Annotated in this window: 22 protein-coding genes; 8 read left to right on the forward strand and 14 right to left on the reverse strand. The window is 49.9% G+C overall.

Going from position 1 to position 22,654, the window contains the following annotated elements:
- Positions 1-2 precede the first annotated feature (2 nt).
- The 3 genes from Q1A54_RS14970 to Q1A54_RS14980 form a co-directional block, all read right to left on the reverse strand.
- Positions 3-1,817 (reverse strand): pseudouridine synthase, encoded by a 1,815-nt coding sequence (locus tag Q1A54_RS14970; RefSeq protein ID WP_299989841.1) that lies wholly within the window; start codon positions 1,815-1,817, stop codon positions 3-5.
- A gap of 90 nt (positions 1,818-1,907) precedes the next feature.
- Positions 1,908-2,468 carry an SMC-Scp complex subunit ScpB gene (gene scpB / locus Q1A54_RS14975; RefSeq protein ID WP_196116414.1) on the reverse strand — a complete coding sequence of 187 codons (561 nt, stop codon included), beginning with the start codon at positions 2,466-2,468 and terminating at the stop codon, positions 1,908-1,910.
- A gap of 12 nt (positions 2,469-2,480) precedes the next feature.
- Positions 2,481-2,870: a TraR/DksA C4-type zinc finger protein gene (locus Q1A54_RS14980; RefSeq protein ID WP_007658330.1), complete on the reverse strand. Its 390-nt coding sequence runs from the start codon at positions 2,868-2,870 to the stop codon at positions 2,481-2,483.
- 347 nt (positions 2,871-3,217) lie between these two features.
- Here Q1A54_RS14980 and Q1A54_RS14985 point away from each other — a divergent pair, with 347 nt between their 5' ends.
- A complete protein-coding gene (locus Q1A54_RS14985) occupies positions 3,218-3,814 on the forward strand; it encodes a DUF3575 domain-containing protein (RefSeq protein ID WP_299989846.1) in 597 nt (198 codons plus the stop codon).
- A 91-nt stretch (positions 3,815-3,905) separates the two neighbouring features.
- Here Q1A54_RS14985 and ribH read toward each other — a convergent pair whose 3' ends face one another.
- The 3 genes from ribH to pdhA all read right to left on the reverse strand — a co-directional run bounded on the left by ribH (position 3,906) and on the right by pdhA (position 6,446).
- The gene (gene ribH, locus Q1A54_RS14990; protein WP_299989850.1) at positions 3,906-4,382 is read right to left on the reverse strand and encodes a 6,7-dimethyl-8-ribityllumazine synthase; all 477 of its coding nucleotides are present in this window, start codon (positions 4,380-4,382) and stop codon (positions 3,906-3,908) included.
- 179 nt (positions 4,383-4,561) lie between these two features.
- A complete protein-coding gene (locus tag Q1A54_RS14995; RefSeq protein ID WP_299989853.1) occupies positions 4,562-5,281 on the reverse strand; it encodes a tetratricopeptide repeat protein in 720 nt (239 codons plus the stop codon).
- 118 nt (positions 5,282-5,399) lie between these two features.
- Complete coding sequence (gene pdhA, locus Q1A54_RS15000) at positions 5,400-6,446, reverse strand: pyruvate dehydrogenase (acetyl-transferring) E1 component subunit alpha (RefSeq protein WP_299989856.1); 1,047 nt, start codon at positions 6,444-6,446, stop codon at positions 5,400-5,402.
- Between the two features lie 132 nt (positions 6,447-6,578).
- On the opposite strand from pdhA, the gene recF reads away from it, so the two are divergent.
- The 4 genes from recF (at position 6,579) to Q1A54_RS15020 (ending at position 10,252) form a co-directional block, all read left to right on the forward strand.
- On the forward strand, positions 6,579-7,685 hold the full coding sequence (gene recF, locus Q1A54_RS15005; protein ID WP_299989859.1) for a DNA replication/repair protein RecF: 1,107 nt from the start codon (positions 6,579-6,581) through the stop codon (positions 7,683-7,685).
- Between the two features lie 57 nt (positions 7,686-7,742).
- Positions 7,743-8,066 carry a DUF721 domain-containing protein gene (locus Q1A54_RS15010; protein WP_299989862.1) on the forward strand — a complete coding sequence of 108 codons (324 nt, stop codon included), beginning with the start codon at positions 7,743-7,745 and terminating at the stop codon, positions 8,064-8,066.
- A 97-nt stretch (positions 8,067-8,163) separates the two neighbouring features.
- Entirely contained in the window at positions 8,164-8,724 is a 561-nt protein-coding gene (locus Q1A54_RS15015; RefSeq protein ID WP_196116424.1) for an acyl-CoA thioesterase, read from the forward strand.
- A gap of 148 nt (positions 8,725-8,872) precedes the next feature.
- Positions 8,873-10,252, forward strand: coding sequence for a M28 family metallopeptidase (locus Q1A54_RS15020; protein WP_299989865.1), 1,380 nt, complete (start codon positions 8,873-8,875; stop codon positions 10,250-10,252).
- Between the two features lie 72 nt (positions 10,253-10,324).
- Here Q1A54_RS15020 and Q1A54_RS15025 read toward each other — a convergent pair whose 3' ends face one another.
- The 5 genes from Q1A54_RS15025 to Q1A54_RS15045 all read right to left on the reverse strand — a co-directional run bounded on the left by Q1A54_RS15025 (position 10,325) and on the right by Q1A54_RS15045 (position 13,730).
- A complete protein-coding gene (locus Q1A54_RS15025) occupies positions 10,325-11,056 on the reverse strand; it encodes a head GIN domain-containing protein (protein ID WP_299989868.1) in 732 nt (243 codons plus the stop codon).
- 179 nt (positions 11,057-11,235) lie between these two features.
- Positions 11,236-11,607: a hypothetical protein gene (locus Q1A54_RS15030; protein WP_299989871.1), complete on the reverse strand. Its 372-nt coding sequence runs from the start codon at positions 11,605-11,607 to the stop codon at positions 11,236-11,238.
- 6 nt (positions 11,608-11,613) lie between these two features.
- On the reverse strand, positions 11,614-11,823 hold the full coding sequence (locus tag Q1A54_RS15035) for a hypothetical protein (RefSeq protein ID WP_196116435.1): 210 nt from the start codon (positions 11,821-11,823) through the stop codon (positions 11,614-11,616).
- An 83-nt stretch (positions 11,824-11,906) separates the two neighbouring features.
- Positions 11,907-13,484: a rhomboid family intramembrane serine protease gene (locus tag Q1A54_RS15040; protein WP_299989874.1), complete on the reverse strand. Its 1,578-nt coding sequence runs from the start codon at positions 13,482-13,484 to the stop codon at positions 11,907-11,909.
- Positions 13,485-13,547: 63 nt separating this feature from the next.
- Complete coding sequence (locus Q1A54_RS15045; protein ID WP_196116437.1) at positions 13,548-13,730, reverse strand: hypothetical protein; 183 nt, start codon at positions 13,728-13,730, stop codon at positions 13,548-13,550.
- A gap of 232 nt (positions 13,731-13,962) precedes the next feature.
- On the opposite strand from Q1A54_RS15045, the gene Q1A54_RS15050 reads away from it, so the two are divergent.
- The 3 genes from Q1A54_RS15050 to Q1A54_RS15060 are packed head-to-tail and all read left to right on the forward strand — an operon-like array spanning position 13,963 to position 17,706.
- Positions 13,963-14,772, forward strand: coding sequence for an N-formylglutamate amidohydrolase (locus Q1A54_RS15050; protein ID WP_299989877.1), 810 nt, complete (start codon positions 13,963-13,965; stop codon positions 14,770-14,772).
- Positions 14,757-16,631, forward strand: coding sequence for a tyrosine/phenylalanine carboxypeptidase domain-containing protein (locus Q1A54_RS15055; protein ID WP_299989879.1), 1,875 nt, complete (start codon positions 14,757-14,759; stop codon positions 16,629-16,631). Before Q1A54_RS15050 ends, Q1A54_RS15055 begins: the two co-directional genes overlap by 16 nt.
- Before the next feature lie 25 nt (positions 16,632-16,656).
- Complete coding sequence (locus Q1A54_RS15060; protein WP_299989882.1) at positions 16,657-17,706, forward strand: glutathione synthetase; 1,050 nt, start codon at positions 16,657-16,659, stop codon at positions 17,704-17,706.
- A gap of 611 nt (positions 17,707-18,317) precedes the next feature.
- Here the strand turns inward: Q1A54_RS15060 and Q1A54_RS15065 are convergent.
- From Q1A54_RS15065 to Q1A54_RS15075, 3 genes are all read right to left on the reverse strand, one after another.
- Positions 18,318-18,770: a hypothetical protein gene (locus Q1A54_RS15065; protein ID WP_299989884.1), complete on the reverse strand. Its 453-nt coding sequence runs from the start codon at positions 18,768-18,770 to the stop codon at positions 18,318-18,320.
- A gap of 27 nt (positions 18,771-18,797) precedes the next feature.
- Positions 18,798-19,730: a hypothetical protein gene (locus tag Q1A54_RS15070; protein WP_299989887.1), complete on the reverse strand. Its 933-nt coding sequence runs from the start codon at positions 19,728-19,730 to the stop codon at positions 18,798-18,800.
- A gap of 140 nt (positions 19,731-19,870) precedes the next feature.
- Positions 19,871-22,510: a DUF3857 domain-containing protein gene (locus Q1A54_RS15075; protein WP_299989890.1), complete on the reverse strand. Its 2,640-nt coding sequence runs from the start codon at positions 22,508-22,510 to the stop codon at positions 19,871-19,873.
- Positions 22,511-22,654 lie beyond the last annotated feature (144 nt).

Raw genomic sequence — 22,654 nt, forward strand, 5'->3', positions numbered from 1 at the left:
TATTACATGAAGTATTTCAAACGGATCACTTCTTTTTCGGTGAGGTAGCGCCACTCGCTGCGCGGCAGGTCCTTCTTTGTAAGGCCGGCATACTGCACACGGTCAAGTGTCACTACTTCGTATCCCAGGTGCTCGAATATGCGGCGCACGATACGGTTACGTCCAATGTGAATCTCCAGTCCGAGGAACTTCTTGGAGTCACCCAGCATAGCCACGTCGTCTACCATCGCTTTGCCATCTTCCAACTCCACGCCTTCCACTACTTTCTGGAAATCGTCTTTGGTGATTGGCTTATCCAGCTCTACCTGGTAGATTTTTTTGATCTCGTTAGACGGGTGCGTCAGCTTCTGGGCCAGTTCACCATCGTTGGTGAACAGCAACAGACCGGTCGTGTTACGATCCAGGCGGCCAACCGGGAAGATACGCTCTTTTGAAGCTTTCTCCACGAGGCTCATCACTGTCTTGCGCCCTTCAGGGTCTTCAGTCGTTGTGATGAAGTCTTTCGGCTTATTCAGCAGCACGTACACCATCTTCTCACGGTTCAGCACTTTCTTACCGTACATCACAGTATCAGAAGGCTGTACTTTGAAGCCCATTTCCGTCACAACTTCACCATTCACCTTGATCTCACCTGATAGGATAAGTTCATCTGCTTCGCGACGAGAACATACCCCGGCATTGGCGATATAGCGGTTCAAACGGATGCTTCCGTCTTCCTCCTCACCTTTGCGGTTGGTTTTCTTGATGCGTGGGTTGTCTTTGTAGCGGCGCAGGTCGTAGTTTGGCGTCTCCGGGTTGTGCTCTGAATCGGAGTTGCGGTCAAAACTGCGGCCACGGCGCTCTCCGTCCCCTTTACTGAATTTATCTTTACGATCGAAGGATCTGCGTTCGCCGCGATCACCGCCTTCACGTCGATCACCAAAGCTGCGACGCTCACCGCCTTCTCTGCGATCTCCTCCGAATGAACGTCTTTCACCACGGTCACCCCCTTCGCGGCGGTCATTAAAGCTACGGCGTTCACCACGCTCTTCTCTTTCTCCGCCTTCTCTGCGGTCACTGTATGGCTTGCGCTCGCGGTCTCCCCCAAATGAACGGCCTTCACCTGATTCTCTGCGATCCCCATAAGGCTTTCTCTCGCCGCCTTCGCGACGATCGCCGTATGGTTTACGCTCTCTGTCACCACCGAAAGATCTGCGTTCTCCGCCTTCACGACGGTCGTTGCCATATGAACGACGCTCACCTCGCTCTTCACGGTTCTCACCGAAAGATCGACGCTCGCCTCTTTCTTCTCTGTTGTCGCGGTCAAAGGATTTCCTTTCGCCACGTTCAGCGTCAAAGCGACGTTCTCCGCCTTCTTTGCGATCACCGTATGATCTGCGTTCGCCACCCTCATTGCGGTCGCCATATGGCTTGCGCTCACGGTCTCCTCCAAAAGAGCGACGTTCGCCACCCTCTCTTCTGTCACCGTATGGCTTACGCTCGCGGTCGCCGCCGAAGGAGCGTCTTTCGCCTCCCTCTCTGCGATCTCCGTAAGGCTTGCGATCACCACCTTCGCGACGCTCTCTGTCGCCTCCGAAGCTGCGACGCTCACCGCCTTCGCGACGGTCGCCGTATGATTTGCGGTCTCCGCGGTCTTCTCTTCTATCGTTTCCGTAAGAGCGGCGCTCTCCGCCATCTCTTCCTTCGCCTTTATCTCTTCTGTTAAAGATTTTCTTTTCGCCGCGATCATTGTACGGCCTGCCTGACTCGTTTCTGTCAGACGATCTTCTGCCTTCTCCGTCGTTGTTGCGGGATGGTCTTTCGTTTTCTGTTGCCATTGTATAATTATTATCGATGCAGTATCGCTACTGTACCTGTGTGTGCAGTATATATAAGAATAGTATACTCTAATGAATGATGGGGGTTCGCTAATCGGCTATTTCGCCAATCATGTTTTCTTCTGAGGCGAAATCCTTTAGCTGCGGAAGGTCCTTGATGTGGTTAATACCGAAGTAATCCATGAACTTTTGAGACGTGCCGTATAGTACGGGTCTCCCTATGGTATCGGCTTTACCCTTGATCTCGATAAGCTCTTTTTCTAATAGTTTGTGGATCGCATAGTCGCAGCCCACGCCACGAATCTGCTCTACGGCCGAGCGGGTGATCGGCTGCTTGTAGGCAATAATTGCCAGCGTCTCCAGAGAAGACGCTGACAATTTCTTTTTTGACTTATGCTTCAGATAGGTGCTCACCGTTTCCTGGTACTCCGGTTTCGTCAGAAACTGGTACCCGCCCCCGATAGCGTATATCTGAAAAGCAAAACCTGCATCATTCAGCTGCGCATTGATGTTTTCAACGGCTTCGAGCACGTCGCTCACCAGCACCTCCATTTGCAGCGACTCCGTAAGGCAGCGCTGTATCTCTTCGATGCTTATTGGCGATTGGGCACAAAAAACCAGTGCCTGAATGTGGTTTTGCAGTATATTCAAGGTATAAGTGTACTAGTCGTTACGCTGAAGCTTGGCTTCGATGGTATGCTGTGTATGTGGCACGGCGCGCAGTCTCTCTTTCGGGATCAGCTTGCCTGTCACGATACAAACACCGTAAGTGCCGTTTTTGATGCGGATAAGCGCATTCTCCAACTGCTGGATGAACTTCATCTGACGTGATGCCAACTGGTTCAGGCTTTCCTTCTCCGCTGTATCTGCTCCATCTTCCAATACTTTGGTTGGAGATGCCGTGTTATCAGTACCAGAGTCGTTTCTGCGACTCAGGGTCTCTTTGATAAACGTTACTTCCTTACGCGCATTGGTTAGCTTCTCAAGAATGATTGCTTCAAACTCTGCCAATTCCTCACGGGAATACCGCTGTTTCTCTTCGTTTGTATTCATTATACTATCTTAGAACTAGGTTGTAGTTTCTTGTCTGGTAAGCTAAAAAACCTCTCCCTGTTAAGAGCAACGCTCTCGTGCTTATCAACAGCAACAAGGGTGATTAAGTTTAATGCTTAAATTTTAAGCCCAAAAACCGAACCACTCTGATGTTCAGGTTATTATTTAAGCTAAATTTCGTGCAAAAATAGAAGTTATATCTATAATTTGCTACCTGCCTTCTTTATTTTAATTATAATTTTGTCTTTCCGCTCTTTTATTTGATTTGCTCCAATACTGGAATGGAACTTGCAGGCAGCCTGAAATACACCCAGGCTAATTAAGTTTTGGATTACTCACTTCAATATATGAAAAACAAAATAATACTTGCCTTTGCCGCTGCGGCTCTTTTTTTTACCGGCACGCAACATGCTTATGCTCAAGCACAACAGCCAAAGAGAGCTGTTATCAAGGTAAATCCTCTCAGTGCCTTTGCACTTACTGGCTCCGGTTTTCTGGAGTATGCCATCACAGACAACCTGAGCGCACAGTTGGGAGCCTCTGTTACAGGTGTTTCTATTTCTAACATTCAGTTCAAGGGATATGGCTTCACACCTGAGTTGCGCTATTATTTCTCTGAAAACAAGGTGGCACCTATGGGCCCTTATGTGGCTGGCTATGGCCGTATCAGGAGTTTTAAATTAACAGTAGAGAAGCAGGATGAAGAAGGCCGCGACTACAGTGCTACTTATAAACCAGTAGGTGCTGGCGTGGCTATCGGAAATCAATGGGTGTTTAACAGCGGCTTTACTTTTGATGTGTTTTTAGGCGCCGGCTACAACGGGGGCAACCTGAAGGTGAATGTTGGCACCGAAGAGGACTTTGATACGGGTATCATCGGCGATATGATTTTAGGAGGAGGATTCAGCGTTCGGCCAGGTTTAACCATCGGTTATAATTTTTAATCCCTATACCTGCATTCATTCAAGTAAATAAAAGAGGGCCCCTGCTTTTAATAAGCGGGGGCCTCTTTTATACTCACCTATACCGGAGTCATTAGAAGCTCAGCATGTGAATAACTGCTGCTGCTGCCTCTATACCTTTGTTACCGTGCTTACCACCGGCTCTGTCCAATGCCTGCTCCAGGTTGTTGGTCGTAACCAGACCAAACGAAACCGGCTTGTTAAACTTAAGCGAAACATTGGTCAGCCCATTGGCCACGGCATGGTTGATGTAATCATCGTGCTTTGTATCGCCTTTGATAACCACTCCGATACAGATCACCGCATCGATCTCTTCTTGTATAGCCAGGAACTGCGCTCCCAGTGTCAATTCGAAGCTGCCCGGTACTGTGTTCCGGAAAATGTTCTCCTTCTTAGCGCCATGCTGCAGTAGTGTTTCGATGGCGCCAGCACACAGTACATCCGTGATTTCGCTGTGCCAGTCAGCCACTACAATACCGAATTTCTTGTCAGATATATCGCCGAAGCCTTCTTTCTTGTAAGCGTTCAGGTTTTTGAGAGAAGTCGCCATATGATTATTGTTGATGGTTAATTAGTTGATTGTTGAGCCTGCAGATACAAGTTATTAGGTATAGTACCGTTTCATACACCTTTATAGCGCTCTGCACTAGCCCATGAACTTAAAAAAAGAAGCGCTTCTGCCAAAGAGACAAAAGCGCTTTTTATAGTTAGGCGTTAGCCTGTCAGATCTTAGTTGGCAGCTGCGCCAGACATTGCCTCAGCGCGTGCTTTAAACTTCTTGGCGTCTGTTACTTCAGCCGATGTTACAAAATCTTTGATGATCTTGTCGTACGTGTTAGCAGCAGCCTGGAAGTCGTTGGCAGCTTCGTAAGCTACGGCAGCCTTCATCAGGTACTGTGGCGAGAAGTATGGGTTGCTGTTGTGGTTAGCAGCTTTGTTATACAGGTCAGCTGCTTCCTTGTAGTTGCCTTGCTCAGAAAGTGCATCACCTGTCAGGCTGTAAGCACGTGCCTGCATCAGGTAGTCGTCAGACTTAAAGTCTTCCAGGTGCGACTGCGCCTCTGCGAAGTTACCCTGCTTCAACAATGCAACACCAGCATAGAATTTAGCCAGATTGCCTGCTTCAGTTCCACTGTACTCGTCTGCAATACTCAACAAACCATCATACTGACCGTCGCCGTTCAGGGCTTTGTTCAAAGAGTCTGCCTCGAAATAATACACTGCCTGGAACATGGCTTCATGTGCCTCCTGGTTCTGAGTAGTGCGGTGGTTATAATACAGGAAACCTGCAACAATGATAGCGGCAATGGCGGCAAACACACCGAGCAGCTTGGTTTTGTTTTTCTTCACGAAATCCTCAGATCCTGTTGTCAGGCGCTCTGCCAACGCATCCGGATTTTCTACCAGCTCCTCAAACTCGCTGTGCTTCTGTACTGTCTCTTTTGCCATTAGTTTATTGAAATAAGAACTCAAAAATAGAAATTAAAAGCGATTCGTTCCAAATCTCATATAAGATCAGAACATCAAATTTATGTTTTTTAATTCCTAATCCTTAAATATTTAGAATTTAGTCCATTATATATGGATAGTCCGGCTCCACATAAATGTCGGTGTACAGCTCAGAAGGATCCGGATATGGAGACTCCTCGGCAAATTTCACGGCCTCGGCCACGATCTGCTTCTGCTTCTCGTCGATCTCGTCCAGCTCCTCTTCTGTCGCCCAGCCATTCTTTAGGATAGTTGCTTTTACAGATTCTATCGAGTCGCGGCCTTTGTAGTCTTCCAGTTCTTCTTTGGTTCTGTACTTGGCAGGGTCAGACATAGAGTGACCTTTGTAGCGGTATGTCTTGAACTCAAGCAAAGTAGGTCCTTCGCCGGCACGGGCACGCTCAGCAGCTTTCGCCACGGCGTTGTGCACGTTCTCCACGCTCATAGCCTCTACTGGCTCAGATGGCATTTCGTAAGCATGACCCAGTTTGTACAGGTCGTTTACGTTAGAGGTACGCGTTACCGAAGTACCCATCGCGTAGCCGTTGTTCTCGATTACGAAGATCACAGGCAGCTTCCAGGTCATGGCCATGTTCAGGGCCTCATGGAATGCACCCTGGCGTACCGCACCGTCACCCATGTAGCAGATGCACAGCTTGCCGGTCTTGTTATACTTCTCAGCGAAGGCCAAACCAGCGCCTAGTGGCACCTGACCGCCCACGATGCCGTGCCCGCCAACGAAGTTTACTTCTTTGTCGAACATGTGCATCGAGCCACCTTTGCCCTTAGAGCAACCAGTAGCTTTCGCAAACATTTCAGCCATTACAGCGCCTGGCGATGTGCCGAGGGCTAGTGGATGAGCGTGGTCACGGTAAGCAGTGATCCATTTGTCACCTTTCTCGAGGGCTGTTACAGCACCTGCCACACAGGCTTCCTGGCCGATGTAAAGGTGGCAAAAGCCTTTGATTTTCTGCTGGCCATACAGCTGGCCTGTTTTTTCTTCGAAGCGGCGGATGAGTTTCATCGACTCGTACCACCACATGTAAGTCTCTTTTGAAAATGTTGGTTCAGCCTGTACCTTTGCTTTCTGCGACTTCGCTTTTGCCTTTTCTTTCGTATCAGCCATGGGTATTTGTGTATCGTTATTGTTGTCCGTACAGCTTTTTTAGCGAGATTCGGGCCTCAATGGACGGCAAATCAGGCTACTGTCGGGTTTTAGCTTGCGAAATTAAGGAAAAAGTAATCAAAGAAGAAACTAATGCTCCTCGAAAATCTAAGTCTGCTGTTTTTCAAGAACTACGACGAAGCTAACATTAGTTTCTCGCCGCACATCAATTGCTTTATCGGCGACAATGGCAGCGGCAAAACCAACCTGCTCGACGCCATCCATTACCTTTCCATGACCCGCAGCGCCTTCAACAGCTCCGATGCCCTCAATATCAAGCAGGGCGAAGAGTATTTTATGGTGAAGGGACGCTTTAAGATCGATGAAGAAAAGCACACCGTGACCTGCAGCCTGAAGCAGGGCCAGAAGAAAACGGTCGTACACAACAAAGTGGCTTATGAGAAGATGAGCGATCATATAGGTCGTTTCCCGGTGGTGCTGATCTCGCCCTACGATACGGACCTGATCCGGGAAGGCAGCGAGGAACGTCGCAAGTACTTCGACAGCCTGATCTCACAGCTCAACCATACCTACTTGGAGCAGCTGATCCAATACAACTATATCCTCAAGCAGCGCAACTCGCTTCTCAAGCAGTTTGCTGAGCGCCGCTACTACGACCGCGACTACCTGCACATCCTCAACGAGCAGCTGGTGCCATTGGGTGAGCAACTCGCGCAGGAGCGCATGGCTTTCCTGGAGACCTTTGAGCCGGTGTTTCAAAAGCACTACCGCCACATTTCTGATAGCAGCGAAACCGTGACGCTGACTTACAAAAGTCAACTCCCCGGCGCCAACTTTGCCCAACTGCTGGAGCAAGCGGAGCAGAAGGATCGCGCCCTGCAGCGCACCACCGTGGGCACGCATAAAGACGACTTCGTGTTCCTGATGGACGGCAACCCCGTGAAGAATTTTGGCTCCCAAGGCCAGCAGAAGAGCTATGTGATTGCTCTCAAGCTAGCGCACTTCGAGGTAATGGACGAGCGCCAGCACCACAAGCCCCTCCTCCTCCTCGACGACATCTTCGACCGTCTCGACGAGAAGCGCATCACCAAACTCATGCAAATGGTCGCCGCCCATACCTTCGGCCAGATCTTCCTGACTGACACGCATCTCGAACGAACAGATAAAATACTCGAGAACCTGTCAGAAAGTATCCGTAGATTTGATGTAAAGGAGGGAACGGTGAAGTTGATTGCTTAATTTTGCATCTCTGATTCACTCATTCACTCCACCACTCATTCAAAAACCAACCACCCCGTGCGCTACTACAAGAAGAAAGAGGAGATTGCGAAGCGAAAGGCTGACGTGCAGACCATCGGCGACAGCATCAAAGGGTTGCTGAAGGCCTACCGGCTGCAGGGCAAGCTCAATGAGGTAGACCTGGTGCAGCGTTGGGAGGAAATCATGGGCAAACCGATTGCCATGAAAACCAAGGAGCTTTACTTCAAAGACCAGAAGCTCTTTGTGCGCCTCACCTCTGCCCCACTTAAGCACGAACTCAACATGAGCAAAAGCAAGGTGGTCGACCTGCTCAACCGTACCATGGGCGATGAGGTCGTGAAAGAAGTGGTGTTTTTATAAGCGCTATACCTGCTGGCTATACCTTCAATGCTACAGTCTCTGCATCCCTTTTGAGGTATAGCCCCGTATACCCTGCCATAACTCACTCCACAAACGTATGGCTATACCTGCATTCCGACCTGTTTCCTACTCCCGCACCACCCTCACCGAGCTCATGATCCCGAGCTACGCCAACTTTGGCGGCAAAATCCATGGCGGCATCCTGCTCTCGCTCATGGACAAGGTGGCTTATGCCTGCTCCGCCAAACATGCCGGCAATTACTGTGTGACTGTAACAGTAGACGGCGTGCATTTTCTGCAGCCTGTAGAGGTAGGTGAGCTGGTGTCGCTGCTGGCTTCGGTGAATTATGTGGGCAACACCTCGCTGATGGTAGGTATAAAAGTGATCGCTGAAAACGTGAAAACAGGTATAGTCAAGCATACCAATACCTCATACTTCACGATGGTGGCCAAAGGCGATGATGATAAACCCACCCAGGTGCCCGGCCTCACTTTGGAAAGCCGCGAGGATGCCCGCCGGTTTCTGGAGGCCATCAAGCGCCGCGAACTGGCCCAGCGCTACCAAACAGAGCTTGCCGAAGCTAAACATGGCATCGCCGTGGAAGCAGAACTTTATAAGCTCGAAGGCGAGCGTTGCCGGTTAGCCTATACGCTGTAGGCTAGCTGGAGTGACTTTCACTTTTCTGCTATACCTGTGCTGACTAAGGCATTGGTGCAGCTATTCTTTTTCATTCTTTCCTGAAGGTGCTTATATTTAGAATCTAATACTAAACGAACGAGCACTTTATCGAACTCACCTAACACAAATGACTTACAAAACAAAGTTCACCCGACTGCTGGCGCTCTGCATGCTGGCAGGGCTATACCTTAGCCAAACCGCTGTAGCGCAAGCACCTGCTACCCACGACGAAGAGATTCAGAAAATGGTCAATGAAGTGTCGGCAGACAACCTGCGGGCGCTTGTTGAGAAAATGGTTTCCTTTGAAACCCGCCACTCTCTTAGCTCCACCACTGACAAAAAAAGAGGTATAGGCGCCGCCCGTGAGTGGGTAAAGTCGGAGTTTGAGAAATACGCCAAGGCCTCCAACGGCCGCATGACCGTGGATATGGACCGCTATACCGTAAAGGGCGACGGCCGCCGCATACCGCAGGATGTGGAAATGGCTAACGTAGTTGCCACGCTCAAGGGTACTGACCCGAACGATGACCGTGTGATCATTGTGGCTGGGCACCTTGACTCTCGCGCTACCGATGTAATGGACGCCAAAAGCAAAGCCCCTGGTGCTAACGACGACGCCTCTGGTGTGGCGATTGTAATGGAGATGGCCCGCGTGATGGCTTCGCGTCAGTTTCCAGCAACACTCGTGTTTGTAGCTTTCCAGGGAGAAGAACAGGGCCTGTACGGCTCCCGTCACATGGCAGAGCGTGTGAAAAAAGAGGGCTGGAACCTGGTGGCTGTGCTCAACAACGACATCGTGGGCAACTCCTACTCTGCTGAGATGGGCATCCATGACAATACCCGTGTGCGTGTCTTCAGCGAAGCTACTCCTTCCAATGAAACCGAAGAACAGACTCGCTTGCGCCGTACCCTAGGTTCTGAAAACGACGGCCCAAGCCGCAACCTGGCCCGCTACATGAAAATGACCGGAGAGACTTACGTTGACCAGATCGAGGTGGTGCTCGGTTACCGTCCGGACCGCTTTCTGCGCGGTGGTGACCATACACCATTTAACCAGCAAGGCTATGCCGCGGTGCGCATGAGTGAGATGAATGAAGACTTTGACCACCAGCACCAGGATGTGCGCAAAGAGAACGGCAAGCAATTCGGCGACCTTACGGAGTTCATGGACTTCGAATACCTGCGCAAGAACACAGCCGTGAACCTGGCCACCATGGCAAACCTGGGCCGTGCACCGCATGCTCCGGAGAAAGTAGGCGTACTCACTGCCAACCTCACCAATAAGACAGACCTAAAGTGGGAAGCCCCGACAAAAGGCAAAAAACCAGCCGGCTATTACATCCTGATGCGCGAAACCAGCAGCCAGACCTGGGATAAGAAGTTTTTTGTGAAAGACACGAAAGTGACGCTGCCTTACTCGAAAGATAACTACTTCTTTGCCGTACAGGCTGCTGACGAACTGGGTCATACCAGTCTGCCCGTACTGCCGGTTCCAGTACGCCAATAGGTATAAGATATCATAAAAGAAAAGGGCAACCCAGCGGGCTGCCCTTTTCTGCTTTCTATGCGATGTATTCTCTTACATTTTAGAAATTTTGGCTGCGGCCGACACATTAGACGATACGCTAGGGTCGCCTTTGTAAGCAACTTTAGTAGCACCCGAAGCATTTACGTTCAGTTTGTTCTGGGCAAACACTTTCACATTGCTGGCCCCGCTGGCTTCTATATTCACGTTCTTGGCCTCCAGTTCAGACGCGTCTACTTTGGATGCTCCTGACATGTCCATGCGCATTTCATCGGCACGGCCGCTTAGCTCTACTTTACTGGCGCCGCTCATGTTGGCTGTCAGCTTCTTAGTGTTGAGTGCCAGTATTACTTTGGAGCCGCCGCTCAGGTCCATGCTGAATGCATCAGATTTAAAAGTAGAGTTACCCATTACTTTCACGCCGCCGCTTATATCGATCATGTTTAACTCTTTGATTGACACATAAGCCTTCAGACCTTTGGTTGTACTGATGTTGTCGGAAGTATAAATGTGGAGCACACCGTTTTTTACTTCTGTCCGAATACTGTTAAGCAGGTTTTCCTGCGCTTCGATGCGTACGCCCTCATTTCCACTCTGGGTTACCTCTACTGCGAAGCCACCGCTCACATTTATACCTTTGAAGCCCGATACCGTTCTGTTCTGTGATACGGGTTCGCCTTCACCCTTCAGGTTGCGACGATTTTGGGCCGTTGCTGTTAGGCTTGTCAGCACAAAGGCCATTATAAGAAATGAAGCAAGCGTTCTGTAGATGTTGATAGTGTTCATAGTTTTATTTTGCTTGATGGTTTTGGTTAAGAGTTTAGCGGCTCAGCAGCAGGCTATACCTTCTCTGAAGCTTCTTACTGCCTAATAGATGCATAGATTCCGGAAAGGTTGCTTGAGCACCAGAAAAAAATCATACTTTTTGAGAATTCGCTGCAAAAAAGGTAAGGAGCAGGTATAGGCTAACGCCTGTGAGAAGGCCGCGATAAAGGCTTATTGATCGAGAACTGAAAAATCAGCGCTCCCAAGGTATAGGCCATTACATCGAGCCAGTCGGCGGTGTGTTTGGAGTAGATGGGCGGGAGCAGAAGCTCAAAGAAGACGCTAAAAGCCACGACTGTCACTACTAACCAGGCAAGTGGCAACACAAACTTGTCATTCTGAAAGTAGATTCGCTCAGCAGCCAGTATGATGGTGAGCACGATGGGCATGGCCAGCAGATCGTCAAGGTAGCTGAAGAGCAGGGGAAAGTAAAAGCCGGCCAGTTCCAGCGCCTGGTTACCGACAAAAAGCAGCGCACAAACCAGAAAGACCGGATGCAGCAGCGTGTGCATGGCAGGCTAAAAGGCTATCAGACCCACCATCAGCATAATAGAGCCCAGGATGGCCAGGAAAATCTCCGTCGGGGTCATTTTCGGGATCTTCCACTTCTTCTTTTCGCGCCTGGGCAGATACTGTCCGCAGTTAGGGCAGCGGTTTTTATGCGGCACTTCCTGCCCGCAGTGGGGGCAGATGATCATGTTGTTTTCGGGAATGTCTTTGTAAGGCACGGAGGTAGCTTTTTGAGTTAGTGGTCAAATGGAAGCGCGCCTTTATAAGTACCTGATATGAGCCTATTGGGTTATCAGCCAGGCTACTGCTCCTTTGTGATTATCTCAATCACACCGTTTTTAGCTTTCTGGCCATACTTTGCGACGGCTTCTTCTCCTTTCAGTACCGATACTGCCTCAATTTCGTCATGGTCCACATAATCTTCTACCTCATCAGGAGCTATACCTTCCAATACCTCCCCGTCGAGCACAATGAGTGGTTTTGTCTCCAGATCAAGCCCTGTGGCTTCTTCCAGTGCATCTGGCAGTGGCATTTGGTTCAGGTTTCCATGCGCCATAGCGGGTTTGCCTTCGCGCAGGTTGTTTAAGTCCTGCACAAATGTGCCGATGGCCCACAGCACCCGTTGTTGCTCCTGATGCATCCAAGGACGGTTGTTACGAATATCGTCACGCATCATCGAGTAGGATGTTTTGCGAAGTTGCGTATAGCTGAGCAGTATCTCGACCTCCTTTGCCTGCTGTTCGCCCAGAGCAGGCAATTCCTGCAGTGCCATCAGTTCTTGGATACTCTCGTCCCACAAAGTTATACCTTGCTCCAGGCCCTGCAGGTATTTGCCACCATTGATCAGGCTGGCATTCTGCTCCATTTCCTGCATCACAACCATTGCCGCGGTTTCCCGCTCACCAAAGCGGTCCAATATGGTTAGGTATTTAGCATTCTCAGTTGGTATCTGCAGGTATAGGCCCACAAAACCGCCCAACACCAGCGCCGCCGTTACGATACTACCCCTCAAGTCGTAGTGCTGCGTAAAAAACCTGCCGGATCGCAGCATCAGTACAGCCCCGTAAGCGATACCCAGTACCAGCCCGCCTGTGTGGGCTGCATTATCTATACCGCCTTTCAGGCCGAAAAGCAGGTTCACTACAATCACACCAAGCAAGTTGAGCACCATGCCTTTTTTCTCAGTCCAGGTCATTTGCCGCTCCAGCAGCACCATGGTCATGAACATACCGAACATGCCAAAGATAGCCCCGGAGGCACCGGCGCTGATGCGCTGTTGGTCCCACCAAAGACTCGCCAGACTGCCTGCCAGCCCACAAAGCACATAGGCTATGATAAACTGCCTGCGGCCCACCAGCGGCTCTAAGGCACCGCCTATACTGGCCAGTGCGTACATATTCACGAGCAGGTGTATGATGCCGATGTGCAGGAACATAGAGGTAAATAGTCGCCATGGCTCACCCGTCAGGGTATAGGGCCCAAAGTTGGCACCTGCATTTACGAGGTCTTCCCCTTCTGGTGAGAGCACATGCATACCTGCCAGCGCCAGCAGCACAAAAATGACGATATTGGTATTGATCAGGATGGGTGTGACAAAGTAGTGCCGCTGCGGCACGAAGAGTGTCCAGAAGTCTTTGAGTTTTTCTGTGAAGGAAGTTGGAGCTGCGGGGTTTGGATTGACTTGTTTTTCGCGCAACTCCAGTGCTTGCAGGGTTTCCTGCTTTATCTGCTCCAGGTCTGGGGCTTCTATGCTTCTTCTTTCAATCTCAGCGATCACAGCCAGTATAGCTTCCGGCTCATACGCTGCATGTTCCCTTAGTATTTCCAGCAGTTGATTGTCCTCTTTTTCGGAGGCCACTGCTGCATAGCTGTTTTCCATCTGCAAAACTTATTCTCTTTCTGTAAAGATAAGGCAGCAGACGTATTATACAAGCTTGAAAGTCTAACGGGTATAGGCAAGCATTGCCCTGCCCGTCACCAAAGCGCCGGTCAGCCCAATGGCATACCATAAACCCAGTGGGAGTGTTTCTGCCAGGTATAGGCCACTATTCCTAAGGCTCTGCATCAGCAGAATCAGTAAGAAAATCACAATAGCTAATAGCGTATTCTTGTAAATCTGACGCATAGGCACTTCCGATTTATGGTGAAACAATTGGTATATAGCTATACTTTGTAATATCTTAATTTGTTATAGTCTTTTAAATCTATTCATTTCAAGTCAATCTGCCAACTATATCACCCTAAGCTTTTACATGATAACTATGATTTGTTCGTGACTGAATATCAAGGTTTAAACAAATAAGTCTATCAAATAACCTTAGGGATCCATATCGGGTAAAAGTTTTCAAAAAGATTTTATGCCTGACCCAACACAAGCACAATCATATTATTCTATCACTACCGGGCATAGCCCTCTCATTGCCACAGCTATACACGACGGGCACCAGGTGCGCGAAAATATCCAAAGTCTTTTTTCGCTAAACTCCGATGAACGCCTTCGCGAGGAAGACCCTTATACGGCGGGCTGGGTAAGTATAACAGACAACCGGATCATTGGTTTAAACTCCCGCTTCGAGATGGACCTGAACCGCTCCCGCGACAAAGCCATCTACCGCAAACCTGAAGATGCTTGGGGGCTCACTGTCTGGAAAGATGAGTTGCCTGAGGAACTGGCACAGGAGTCGTTGGCCCGCTACGACCAGTTTTATGCCGATGTGAAGCAGATGCTGCAAGGTATAGCCGACCGGCACGGCTGCTTTGTGGTGTACGACCTGCATACCTACAACCACCGCCGCGAAGGAGCCAATGGCTCAGAGGCCGACCCGCAGGAAAACCCGGAAGTAAACCTTGGCACCGGCAACATGAACCGCCAGCTATGGGCTCCAGTCGTAGATGCTTTTACCCAAAGCCTGCAGCAATACGATTACCAGGGCCGCCACTTGGATGTGCGCGAGAACGTGAAATTCGAAGGCGGACACTTCATGCGCTGGATTCACGATACCTTCCCCGACCGCGCCTGTGTCATCTCCATTGAGTTCAAAAAGTTCTTTATGGATGAGTGGACTGGTAAACCTGACGAGGCGCAATTGCAGGAAATCAAAAGCGCACTGCAAAGCACGACTGAACCTGTCCTGCAGGCGCGGGAGCAGGTATGCAAAACCTTATAATGATGCCCGACACGATCTCTGACATATTCATAAAAGGCATCGTTCGGACTTTGAAGCGGAGTCGCCGGGTGAGGCGCCGGCTGCCTGAGGGCGGCTTGCTGCACATCGACAGGCCACTGCCCTTTCTGGTGCTTTACCGCCACCCGGCGGGTCAGCCCGACCATGCTACCGCCGATTTTGTAAAGGCCGAGGCTGCCTATATCATCGCCCGCGAAGAACAGACACCCGAACTGCGGCAGTTGATAAGAGGGATTGCCAAAGCCATGGCCGACGAGTTTGGTGCTTTCATGGTGCTCGAGCTCTTTGCCGCACCGGATATAAGTGCCGCTGACAGCCCGACTTTCAGAGTGCTCGGGCCGGAACAGGCACTACCTGCCACCATCCGCACACTCAAAACTGAATTGGCCAGCATCAAGATCAGCGGCCTGCCTGTCACAGTGGCCACGGCATCTAACCAGGCTTTGCTGGAAGGCTCCAACAGCTTGATGAGCGAAGAAGAACTGAAACAGCACAGTACCCTAATGCTCGGGCTGGAACTGAAACCTATCTATCGCCAGGCTAACTCCGGTCAGGTATACCCCATGCTGCAGCGTACGCTCCGTGGCCATGTATCGAGCGCTATCAAAAAGGCCGTGTTCGACTTTGTGCGGGTCCAGACTACCCATCAGCCCAAACACTTTCAGGCGCTTGGCCGCCAAGCCGTCGTGCCCGCCGTCTGGCGCATCGACAAGCAGCTTACTTCCATCAGCGACCAGTTCCGGTTTCTGTTGCTCGTCACACCCGTCAATGCTGATGAGGCCTGGGAAGAGTTCCGCCAGAAGAAGTTTAAGCAGGCGCCCAACTTCCATTACCGCCTGATGCCTATGGATGCCGACCTGCTCAAGCGCAAGCTCTACAATATACCCATCGAGAAGGTAGAGGACCCAACGCTGGCTTTCCTGTTCCGCGACAAGCGCCACGAGTTAGACAAGACCCTGACCATGCTCGCCGACCGCAATACACCTGACTTTCTGTACAGCAGTCTGCAGCTGTTTGGTGGTGTGGACGAGCAGCTGCTCAAAGTGGCCGAAGGTATACTGGCCGCTATACCCGAGCCAATGCGTGAACAGGACGTGCCACTTATACCTGTAGACGAGTTCGCCGCACTGGCTGAGCAGGAGATAGCCTTTCTGAAGGATCAGTATCCGGCGCTTGATTCAGGGGTGGACATTCGCAAAGACATTGTGGGGTTGATCGTTTCCAAAGGGAGACTCAACATCGGCACTGATGCCAAAATCCCCCGGCACAGGGCGCAGGCGCTGATTCAGCACGAAGTCGGCACGCACATCCTCACCTACTTTAACGGAAAGGCACAGCCACTGCAGCAGCTCTATGTGGGCGTGCCGGGCTACGAGGAGCTGCAGGAAGGACTGGCTGTGCTGAGTGAGTACCTAGTGGGCGGCCTCGACCAGGACCGGCTGCGCATACTGGCCGCCCGGGTAGTGGCCGTGCACCACCTCACCAAAGGCTGCAGCTTCACCGACAACTTCTGCCGCCTCAAAGAGGAATATAACTTTGATGAGGAAACGGCTTTTAACGTAACCATGCGAGTGCATCGGGGGGGCGGGCTCACCAAAGATGCCGTATACCTGCGCGGGCTCGTGCACCTTTTGCAGTACCTCAAAGAAGGCCACGAGCTGGAGCCGCTCCTGATCGGCAAGATCCGGCAGGAGTACATTCCCATTGTGCAGGAATTGATTTACCGCCAGGTGCTGCGCCCCGTTCCCATACGGCCCCGCTACCTCACCGATCCGGCCGCACAGCCCAAATTGCAAAAACTAAAAGCAGGGATATCAGTATTTAACTTACTGGAAAATTAATCCCAACAAATACTTATATATAGACATGACAATAGGATTCGTAGTTAACGATATACATACAGAAAGACCGGGCTATGCCACCATATTTTTAGCCCAGCGAATGCACAATCTGGGCCATACAGTGTTTTTGATGGGTGTGGGAGACCTTGCCTACTACCCTGATGGCTACATGGGAGCCACTGCCGTGCAGGCTGACCCGAAGCATAAGTATAAATCACCTGCCACTTACCTGGATGCCATACAGGGCGAGAAGGCCATTCAGGTACGTGTTACAGCTCCAGACCTGGATGTGCTGATGCTGCGCAACGACCCTTCTGCTGAAGGAGAAGGCAGAGCCTGGGCACAGAATGCAGGTATTATTTTCGGGCAACTGGCCCTGCGCCACGGTGTGATCGTGCTCAACGACCCCACTTCGCTCTCCGATGCGGTGAATAAGATGTACTTCCAGCACTTCCCGGAGGCCGTACGCCCCCGCACCCTGATCACCCGCGATAAGGAGGAGATAAAGCAATTCTTCCAGGAGCAGAAAAACAACATCATCCTGAAGCCGCTACAGGGTTCGGGTGGCTCAGGTGTGTTTATGGTAAAGAAGAACGACTCGACTAACCTAAACCAAATTGTGGAGGCTATCAGTCGCGACGGTTACGTTATTGCGCAGGAGTACCTACCACAGGCCACTGAAGGCGATGTGCGCCTGTTTGTAGTAAACGGTGAGGCATTGCAGCACAAAGGAAAATACTGCGCTCTGCGCCGTGTGGGCGCCAAAGACGACATACGAAGCAACCTGCATGCAGGTGGTTCGGCGCAGTCGGTGAAAGTAGACCAGACCATGCTGGACCTCGTAGAATTGGTGCGTCCTAAACTGATACAGGATGGCATGTTCATGGTGGGCCTGGATATAGTAGGCAATAAACTGATGGAAATAAATGTGTTCAGCCCCGGGGGCCTATCTGATGTAAGTGAGCTGGAAGGCGTTGACTTCTCTACCCCTATAATTGAGGCCTTGGAACGTAAGGTGCATTATAAAAACACCTACGGCACCCAGATCGACAATAAGACGGTCGCTATGATTTAGAGTAGAGCCAGGACAAAGGAAAAGGCAGGCAAAAGAGCGGCGTCCGCAGCCGTATCTTTTGCCTGCCTTTTTTATGCACAGGATTTGGCAAAGCGCAGCAGATATTTCACACCTGCTTCAAGCATTTCATGGTTAGTGAAAGAGCGTACCCAGACCAACGCCTAGGTTACAATGAGCTACTGCTAAGGAATAACGGGAAAGAAAATCGAGGAGAATTGAAAATTATATACCTGACAGTCAGACATATACATAAAGTACAAAAATATTTATACGTTTTGCTTTTTTTTAGAAAAACAAAATCATAATTTTGCACCCGATTTGAGAGAGATACATAACCGGAAAGCTAATATGTTAAGCAATTTCCAAAATCACAAATCTCCCTCTGATTTTTTTGAATTTTATTAGCTGTGTCCTGCACAGTTTTGAAAAAATGATATACATTCTGCCACGGCAGGTATAAAGATAAGGTTAGTTAAAGTTTAGATTAGTTTGTTTTAAGGTGAGAGAAGGCCCCGGTCATTTTGACGGGGCTTTTCTCATTTTAGCCCTGTACCTTTCTGACTCAAATCCCTTTTCATTCTACCTATTCGCTCCCGATTATAGCATTCCCACTAGGCATACAGCACATAAGCTGCGCCCAGCGTTGCAGGTATAGCTGCCAGCAGCAGTTTTAGCACCAGTCCTGGCGAGGGGGTGCCTCTCCCCCATGGTATCTTAGACTTGAAAACGTAGCGCAGGCTAGTCATCAGGGTCACCATAGCCAGCAACCCGGCGACCAAATGCGTAATGGCGATCGCTGAATCAAAAACCGTATACTGCCCCATGCTGTGCTCGGCAGTACGGAGGTTCCAGTAAATAAGCACCAGTAAAGAAGGCAAAGACACCAGTGCCCCCAGTCGCATACTGAACAGCGTGAGCCACGATGCGAAAGCAAATAGGGGAACCGCCGCCATTAGCCCCATTTTCCTGTAAAACAACGCTTCATCACCTGTCAGATCTGTGTAAAGCAGGATCAGGAGTGCATGGGCAAAGCCCGTCAGGAAAAGCAGCAAGTAGCGCGTCATAGGCTACTATACTGCAGAAGCCGGCTTTCAGATTTCCTCCAAGGTATAATAGGTATAGGTACTGCGCAGAAGCGGTGATTTTACAGGCAAGTTAGTATTATAGATTAGTACTTGATTGGCTTTGCCACTAGCGTCGTAAGTATATTCCTCCTGTATGTAAGGTCTGTCGCTTCGCAGGATGGTACGCTGGCTTAGCCTGCCTTCCTCGTCATAAGCATAATTTATCTCTTCCGACATGTCTTTCAGGCTTTTGATACGGATTCGCTTTAGGCGTCTGAATGTATCGTAGTCGAACTCCATACTCTTTTGCAGCATACCATCTCTGTGGAGTTGTCGCTCTACCACGTAGCCTTCCTGCGTACGATGCGACCAGCCAGCCCCGGACTGACGCAGGTTTTGCATGGTGTACTTGCCAATGTAATTGTTATATATGACAGCTGCATTCTCATGCAGTTCTTCCTTTTCCTGTATTACTCCATCAGGGGTGAAAGCGAGTGTGAGCACTGGCTGGAAAGCATTTGTAGCCCGATCGTATACCTCTACCTGCTGGTATTTGGGCATCAGGCCTGTGTCCAGATTCTTCCTATACTTGATCGCTACAGCTGATAATATAGACCACCTGGCAGTTTCTATATTACCTACTCTGTTAGAGTACACATCCCCGGTAAGATTATTCTCCTGCACCATTACCGCATCGGCACCATAGCGCCTGGCTTTCATCTGCAGGCCCCTTATCATATCAATATAGGCCGTGTTTTCACCTCCGTGTACCTCAATTGCTGCCAATTTAATGTATTCCTCTTGTGGCCACTCCCCTCTGAAGAATACTTCAATTTCGTTATTATGCGGCTGTGTTGGAATGGTGGTTAGTCGCTCGTCTATTTCAGGATACAGGGATGATGTGCAGCCCGCGAGTGAGAGGGCGCTCCAGGCCAGCGCTAATAGTAAAGTTCGTTTCATAGGTTTTAACTTAATGTTTTAACCTTATTCTGCTCAAACATCGTGCTGTATTTGCGCAGGATATGCCTGTACTTAAAAAATATAGTAAAAATCTATATTGAGAGGATGCTACTTATAATTCTTATCACCCTTGCAAAAGCCTAACCCATATCATTACTGCTCACTTCTACCTCGTCCGCTATTTCTATTACTGAATGATCATGTTCCACTTCCAAAGGTGGATGCAGCATTTTTACGAAGGTGTCTTTCACGCGATGGGACAAGTGGAAGTATGGTACCCAGATTGCCGCCAGTATAACAGCACGGACAGCTTGGGAAGGACTGGTTTTATCCATCTCGAATGGCAAATGCATGGATTCAAGTGCCACGTATTCACCTATTACGAACAACGCATTCGCAACATAGAAAGCTTTCATCAGTTCAGGTACACTACTGCGCTTCTTTAGGAAAAGGATTAGTAGCAGTATACTGAATACCACAAAACCTATGTTTAGAATCAGCTCAACCAGTATAAGGCCGGCCAACTCGGGAGCGAACGTCTGTGAGGAGGGCAGAACCAGGTTCTCCCACATAGTTTGATTAAAGTAGTTGCTGCGCAGTACTGTTATTATACCTCCCAGTGGCGTTACGAAAAGAACGATAAGCGGAACGAGTAGCCAGCCGCCAATAGTCTCCGCCTCCCCTAAGCTAAAACCCGGTGCCGGGTTCGGGTCGTAGTGGTATAGCCTATAGCCCCCATAAATTGCCGCTCCCAGTGCCAATAGCGCCACCACCAGCATGATCCAACTAAAACCGGAACCATCCCCAACTGCCGTGCTGGTATTGTAGTTCAGACTGTAACCCATGTCATCCAGCATGATCTTCTGGTTGCGCATGAATGCGCTCATGTTCTCTGGCAATACGTGGTCCTGCAGTATGCTGTAGGTATAGTGGAGCGTAAGCAAGTTGCCCGTGCTGGCATAAGAAACGACACTTTTATAAGTAAAGGCATCGTCTTTTACTTCTTTGACCTCTGGGCTCACGGGCCAGGGCTCCGGCAGGAACAGCTGTATCTCATGTTCCACGCTTACCGGGTAGGACAAGCCCATGGGCATGGTGCGCTTGCTGGTACGTGGCGTGTTAATGTAATCACGTAGCACTTTTGGAAAGAAGGTCGCCCGTACCTGCCCATTCATACCTTCCAGTTCCTCCCAAAGATTTTCAATGCTGTATTCCTCCAGTATCGTGAACTTATTACCCTGCTCGTAGTCAATGAAGTCCACGGGTTGGGTCATTTCTATATCCGGAAAATTGTTGGCATAAAAGTTCAGATAAGCCTTTTGAATTTCTTTTAGGCTGGTAGTCGCAAAACGGCTGCGCTGCATGTCCGCCTCCCAACCGGTGTATTCTGTCTTCACCTGCAACGTGACGGCCCCACCTACATCGTCAAACAGAAACGTTTCCAGCACTTTTATACCGCCATTGTTCGCAATTGGGGGTATAACTTCTGTCAGACCCTTTGAGGCAGGGCTTAGCACAAGCGCCTGCTGGTAATCGGGTATGTAGTTGGAGTGCGAAGTGCCGCGCTGCTTGCTGATGGTAGGATCGTACCAGAGTCTGGAGCCTCGCAGATTGACCTGCACAATGCAATGGTTAAAGGCATAGGGCGATGGCAAGCCGTTTTTGACCTGCCCTTTGGAGTTGGAGTTTACCAGAGCCGGGTAGGCCTCAATGCCGAGGTGTTTGAGCATGGTGGCCAACAGCAGCGACTTGTCTTTGCAGTCACCGAAACGCTGCGCAAACACTTGGGAGGGAGATCGTGGCTTATACCCACCTATACCAGCTTCCATACCCAGGTAGCGTACCTCATCCTGCACAAAGCGCAAGGCCGACACCAGCCATTCCTCCTTTGTCCTGGCTGTCGTCCTGATGCTGTCAATTACAGCCTGCAGCGCTTTGGAGGGCGTCTCGTTCAGTTCGTACATGGGTAGCGCCCAATCTACTACTTCTTTCCAGGAATTGTATTCTGAGACCATGGCGCCCGGAAAGGGATCATACCAGCCAGGCACATCACTGTCTACGGTGGTGGCTGGCAAGTTTGTCAAATGCCAGGTATAGCTGGTGTTACCGTTAGCCGTAACAACAGTCGGTTTATGTTCAGTCTTATGAAGTTTGTAGTGCAACTTGCGCTGCTCAGGCATCAGAATGTGCACCAGTAGCTCATCCACCGGGTCGTAAAACTGCAGATAAAAGGAAGTAAAAAACTTTCCCTCAAAAACCGGGTTACGCCCTTTAATGCTCCAGGCATACTCCACCAGGTCACCTACCCGAATATCCTCCAAAACAAGAAGGGCAGTAAGGCTTTCATCAAAAATGCGCTGCTCCAGTCCCTGCTCCCGCTGAATGACCTTCACTTTGCTTAGATCCAGCTTGTCGATGGGCTTTCCATTACGCCAAACTATTACCTTGTGCAGGTATAGCTTTTCGTGGTTAGGGTCGAAGGAGAGTTGCAGTTCAGAGCTGTTCTGTACGCCTTCTTCTGTCGTAATCTTATAGGTGTTGTGAAAATAGGCTTCCTCCCGCGCCACTTCCCACTGAATGGAGCGTTGCAGGTAATGGTAGCCATCGTTCACATCTTCGGGAGCAACGTTTGTTTGCAAACGCAGGGGTATTTGCTTCGTCCAGAAAGGTATGGGAGCCGTTGAGATTGTTTTGGGAACCGCATTTGCCGCCAGTTGGCAAAACAGGAAGATGACGGACAGACAAAATGTACGGAAAGTTTGTTTGTAAAAGTGGGCCATACGCAAAAAGAATATTCAGCTAAATATATAACTATTTCTTAAAATATGATCAGGCAAAAACCAGCCGGCCACATATATTTTGCAGAAGGAAGCCAGAACATTAAGTGATGCCACAGGTATATGAGGAGCGACCATTACCAAAAA

The sequence above is a fragment of the uncultured Pontibacter sp. genome (genome assembly GCF_947502515.1).
Taxonomy (GTDB): Bacteria; Bacteroidota; Bacteroidia; order Cytophagales; family Hymenobacteraceae; genus Pontibacter.

What these genes read in the sequence shown, in the direction of transcription:
- Q1A54_RS14970 (WP_299989841.1), bottom strand. Translation starts at nt 1,817, where the DNA reads ATGGCAACAGAAAACGAAAGACCATCCCGCAACAACGACGGAGAAGGC.
- Q1A54_RS14980 (WP_007658330.1), bottom strand. Translation starts at nt 2,870, where the DNA reads ATGAATACAAACGAAGAGAAACAGCGGTATTCCCGTGAGGAATTGGCA.
- Q1A54_RS14985 (WP_299989846.1), top strand. Translation starts at nt 3,218, where the DNA reads ATGAAAAACAAAATAATACTTGCCTTTGCCGCTGCGGCTCTTTTTTTT.
- ribH (WP_299989850.1), bottom strand. Translation starts at nt 4,382, where the DNA reads ATGGCGACTTCTCTCAAAAACCTGAACGCTTACAAGAAAGAAGGCTTC.
- Q1A54_RS14995 (WP_299989853.1), bottom strand. Translation starts at nt 5,281, where the DNA reads ATGGCAAAAGAGACAGTACAGAAGCACAGCGAGTTTGAGGAGCTGGTA.
- pdhA (WP_299989856.1), bottom strand. Translation starts at nt 6,446, where the DNA reads ATGGCTGATACGAAAGAAAAGGCAAAAGCGAAGTCGCAGAAAGCAAAG.
- recF (WP_299989859.1), top strand. Translation starts at nt 6,579, where the DNA reads ATGCTCCTCGAAAATCTAAGTCTGCTGTTTTTCAAGAACTACGACGAA.
- Q1A54_RS15015 (WP_196116424.1), top strand. Translation starts at nt 8,164, where the DNA reads ATGGCTATACCTGCATTCCGACCTGTTTCCTACTCCCGCACCACCCTC.
- Q1A54_RS15020 (WP_299989865.1), top strand. Translation starts at nt 8,873, where the DNA reads ATGACTTACAAAACAAAGTTCACCCGACTGCTGGCGCTCTGCATGCTG.
- Q1A54_RS15025 (WP_299989868.1), bottom strand. Translation starts at nt 11,056, where the DNA reads ATGAACACTATCAACATCTACAGAACGCTTGCTTCATTTCTTATAATG.
- Q1A54_RS15030 (WP_299989871.1), bottom strand. Translation starts at nt 11,607, where the DNA reads ATGCACACGCTGCTGCATCCGGTCTTTCTGGTTTGTGCGCTGCTTTTT.
- Q1A54_RS15040 (WP_299989874.1), bottom strand. Translation starts at nt 13,484, where the DNA reads ATGGAAAACAGCTATGCAGCAGTGGCCTCCGAAAAAGAGGACAATCAA.
- Q1A54_RS15045 (WP_196116437.1), bottom strand. Translation starts at nt 13,730, where the DNA reads ATGCGTCAGATTTACAAGAATACGCTATTAGCTATTGTGATTTTCTTA.
- Q1A54_RS15050 (WP_299989877.1), top strand. Translation starts at nt 13,963, where the DNA reads ATGCCTGACCCAACACAAGCACAATCATATTATTCTATCACTACCGGG.
- Q1A54_RS15055 (WP_299989879.1), top strand. Translation starts at nt 14,757, where the DNA reads ATGCAAAACCTTATAATGATGCCCGACACGATCTCTGACATATTCATA.
- Q1A54_RS15060 (WP_299989882.1), top strand. Translation starts at nt 16,657, where the DNA reads ATGACAATAGGATTCGTAGTTAACGATATACATACAGAAAGACCGGGC.
- Q1A54_RS15065 (WP_299989884.1), bottom strand. Translation starts at nt 18,770, where the DNA reads ATGACGCGCTACTTGCTGCTTTTCCTGACGGGCTTTGCCCATGCACTC.
- Q1A54_RS15070 (WP_299989887.1), bottom strand. Translation starts at nt 19,730, where the DNA reads ATGAAACGAACTTTACTATTAGCGCTGGCCTGGAGCGCCCTCTCACTC.
- Q1A54_RS15075 (WP_299989890.1), bottom strand. Translation starts at nt 22,510, where the DNA reads ATGGCCCACTTTTACAAACAAACTTTCCGTACATTTTGTCTGTCCGTC.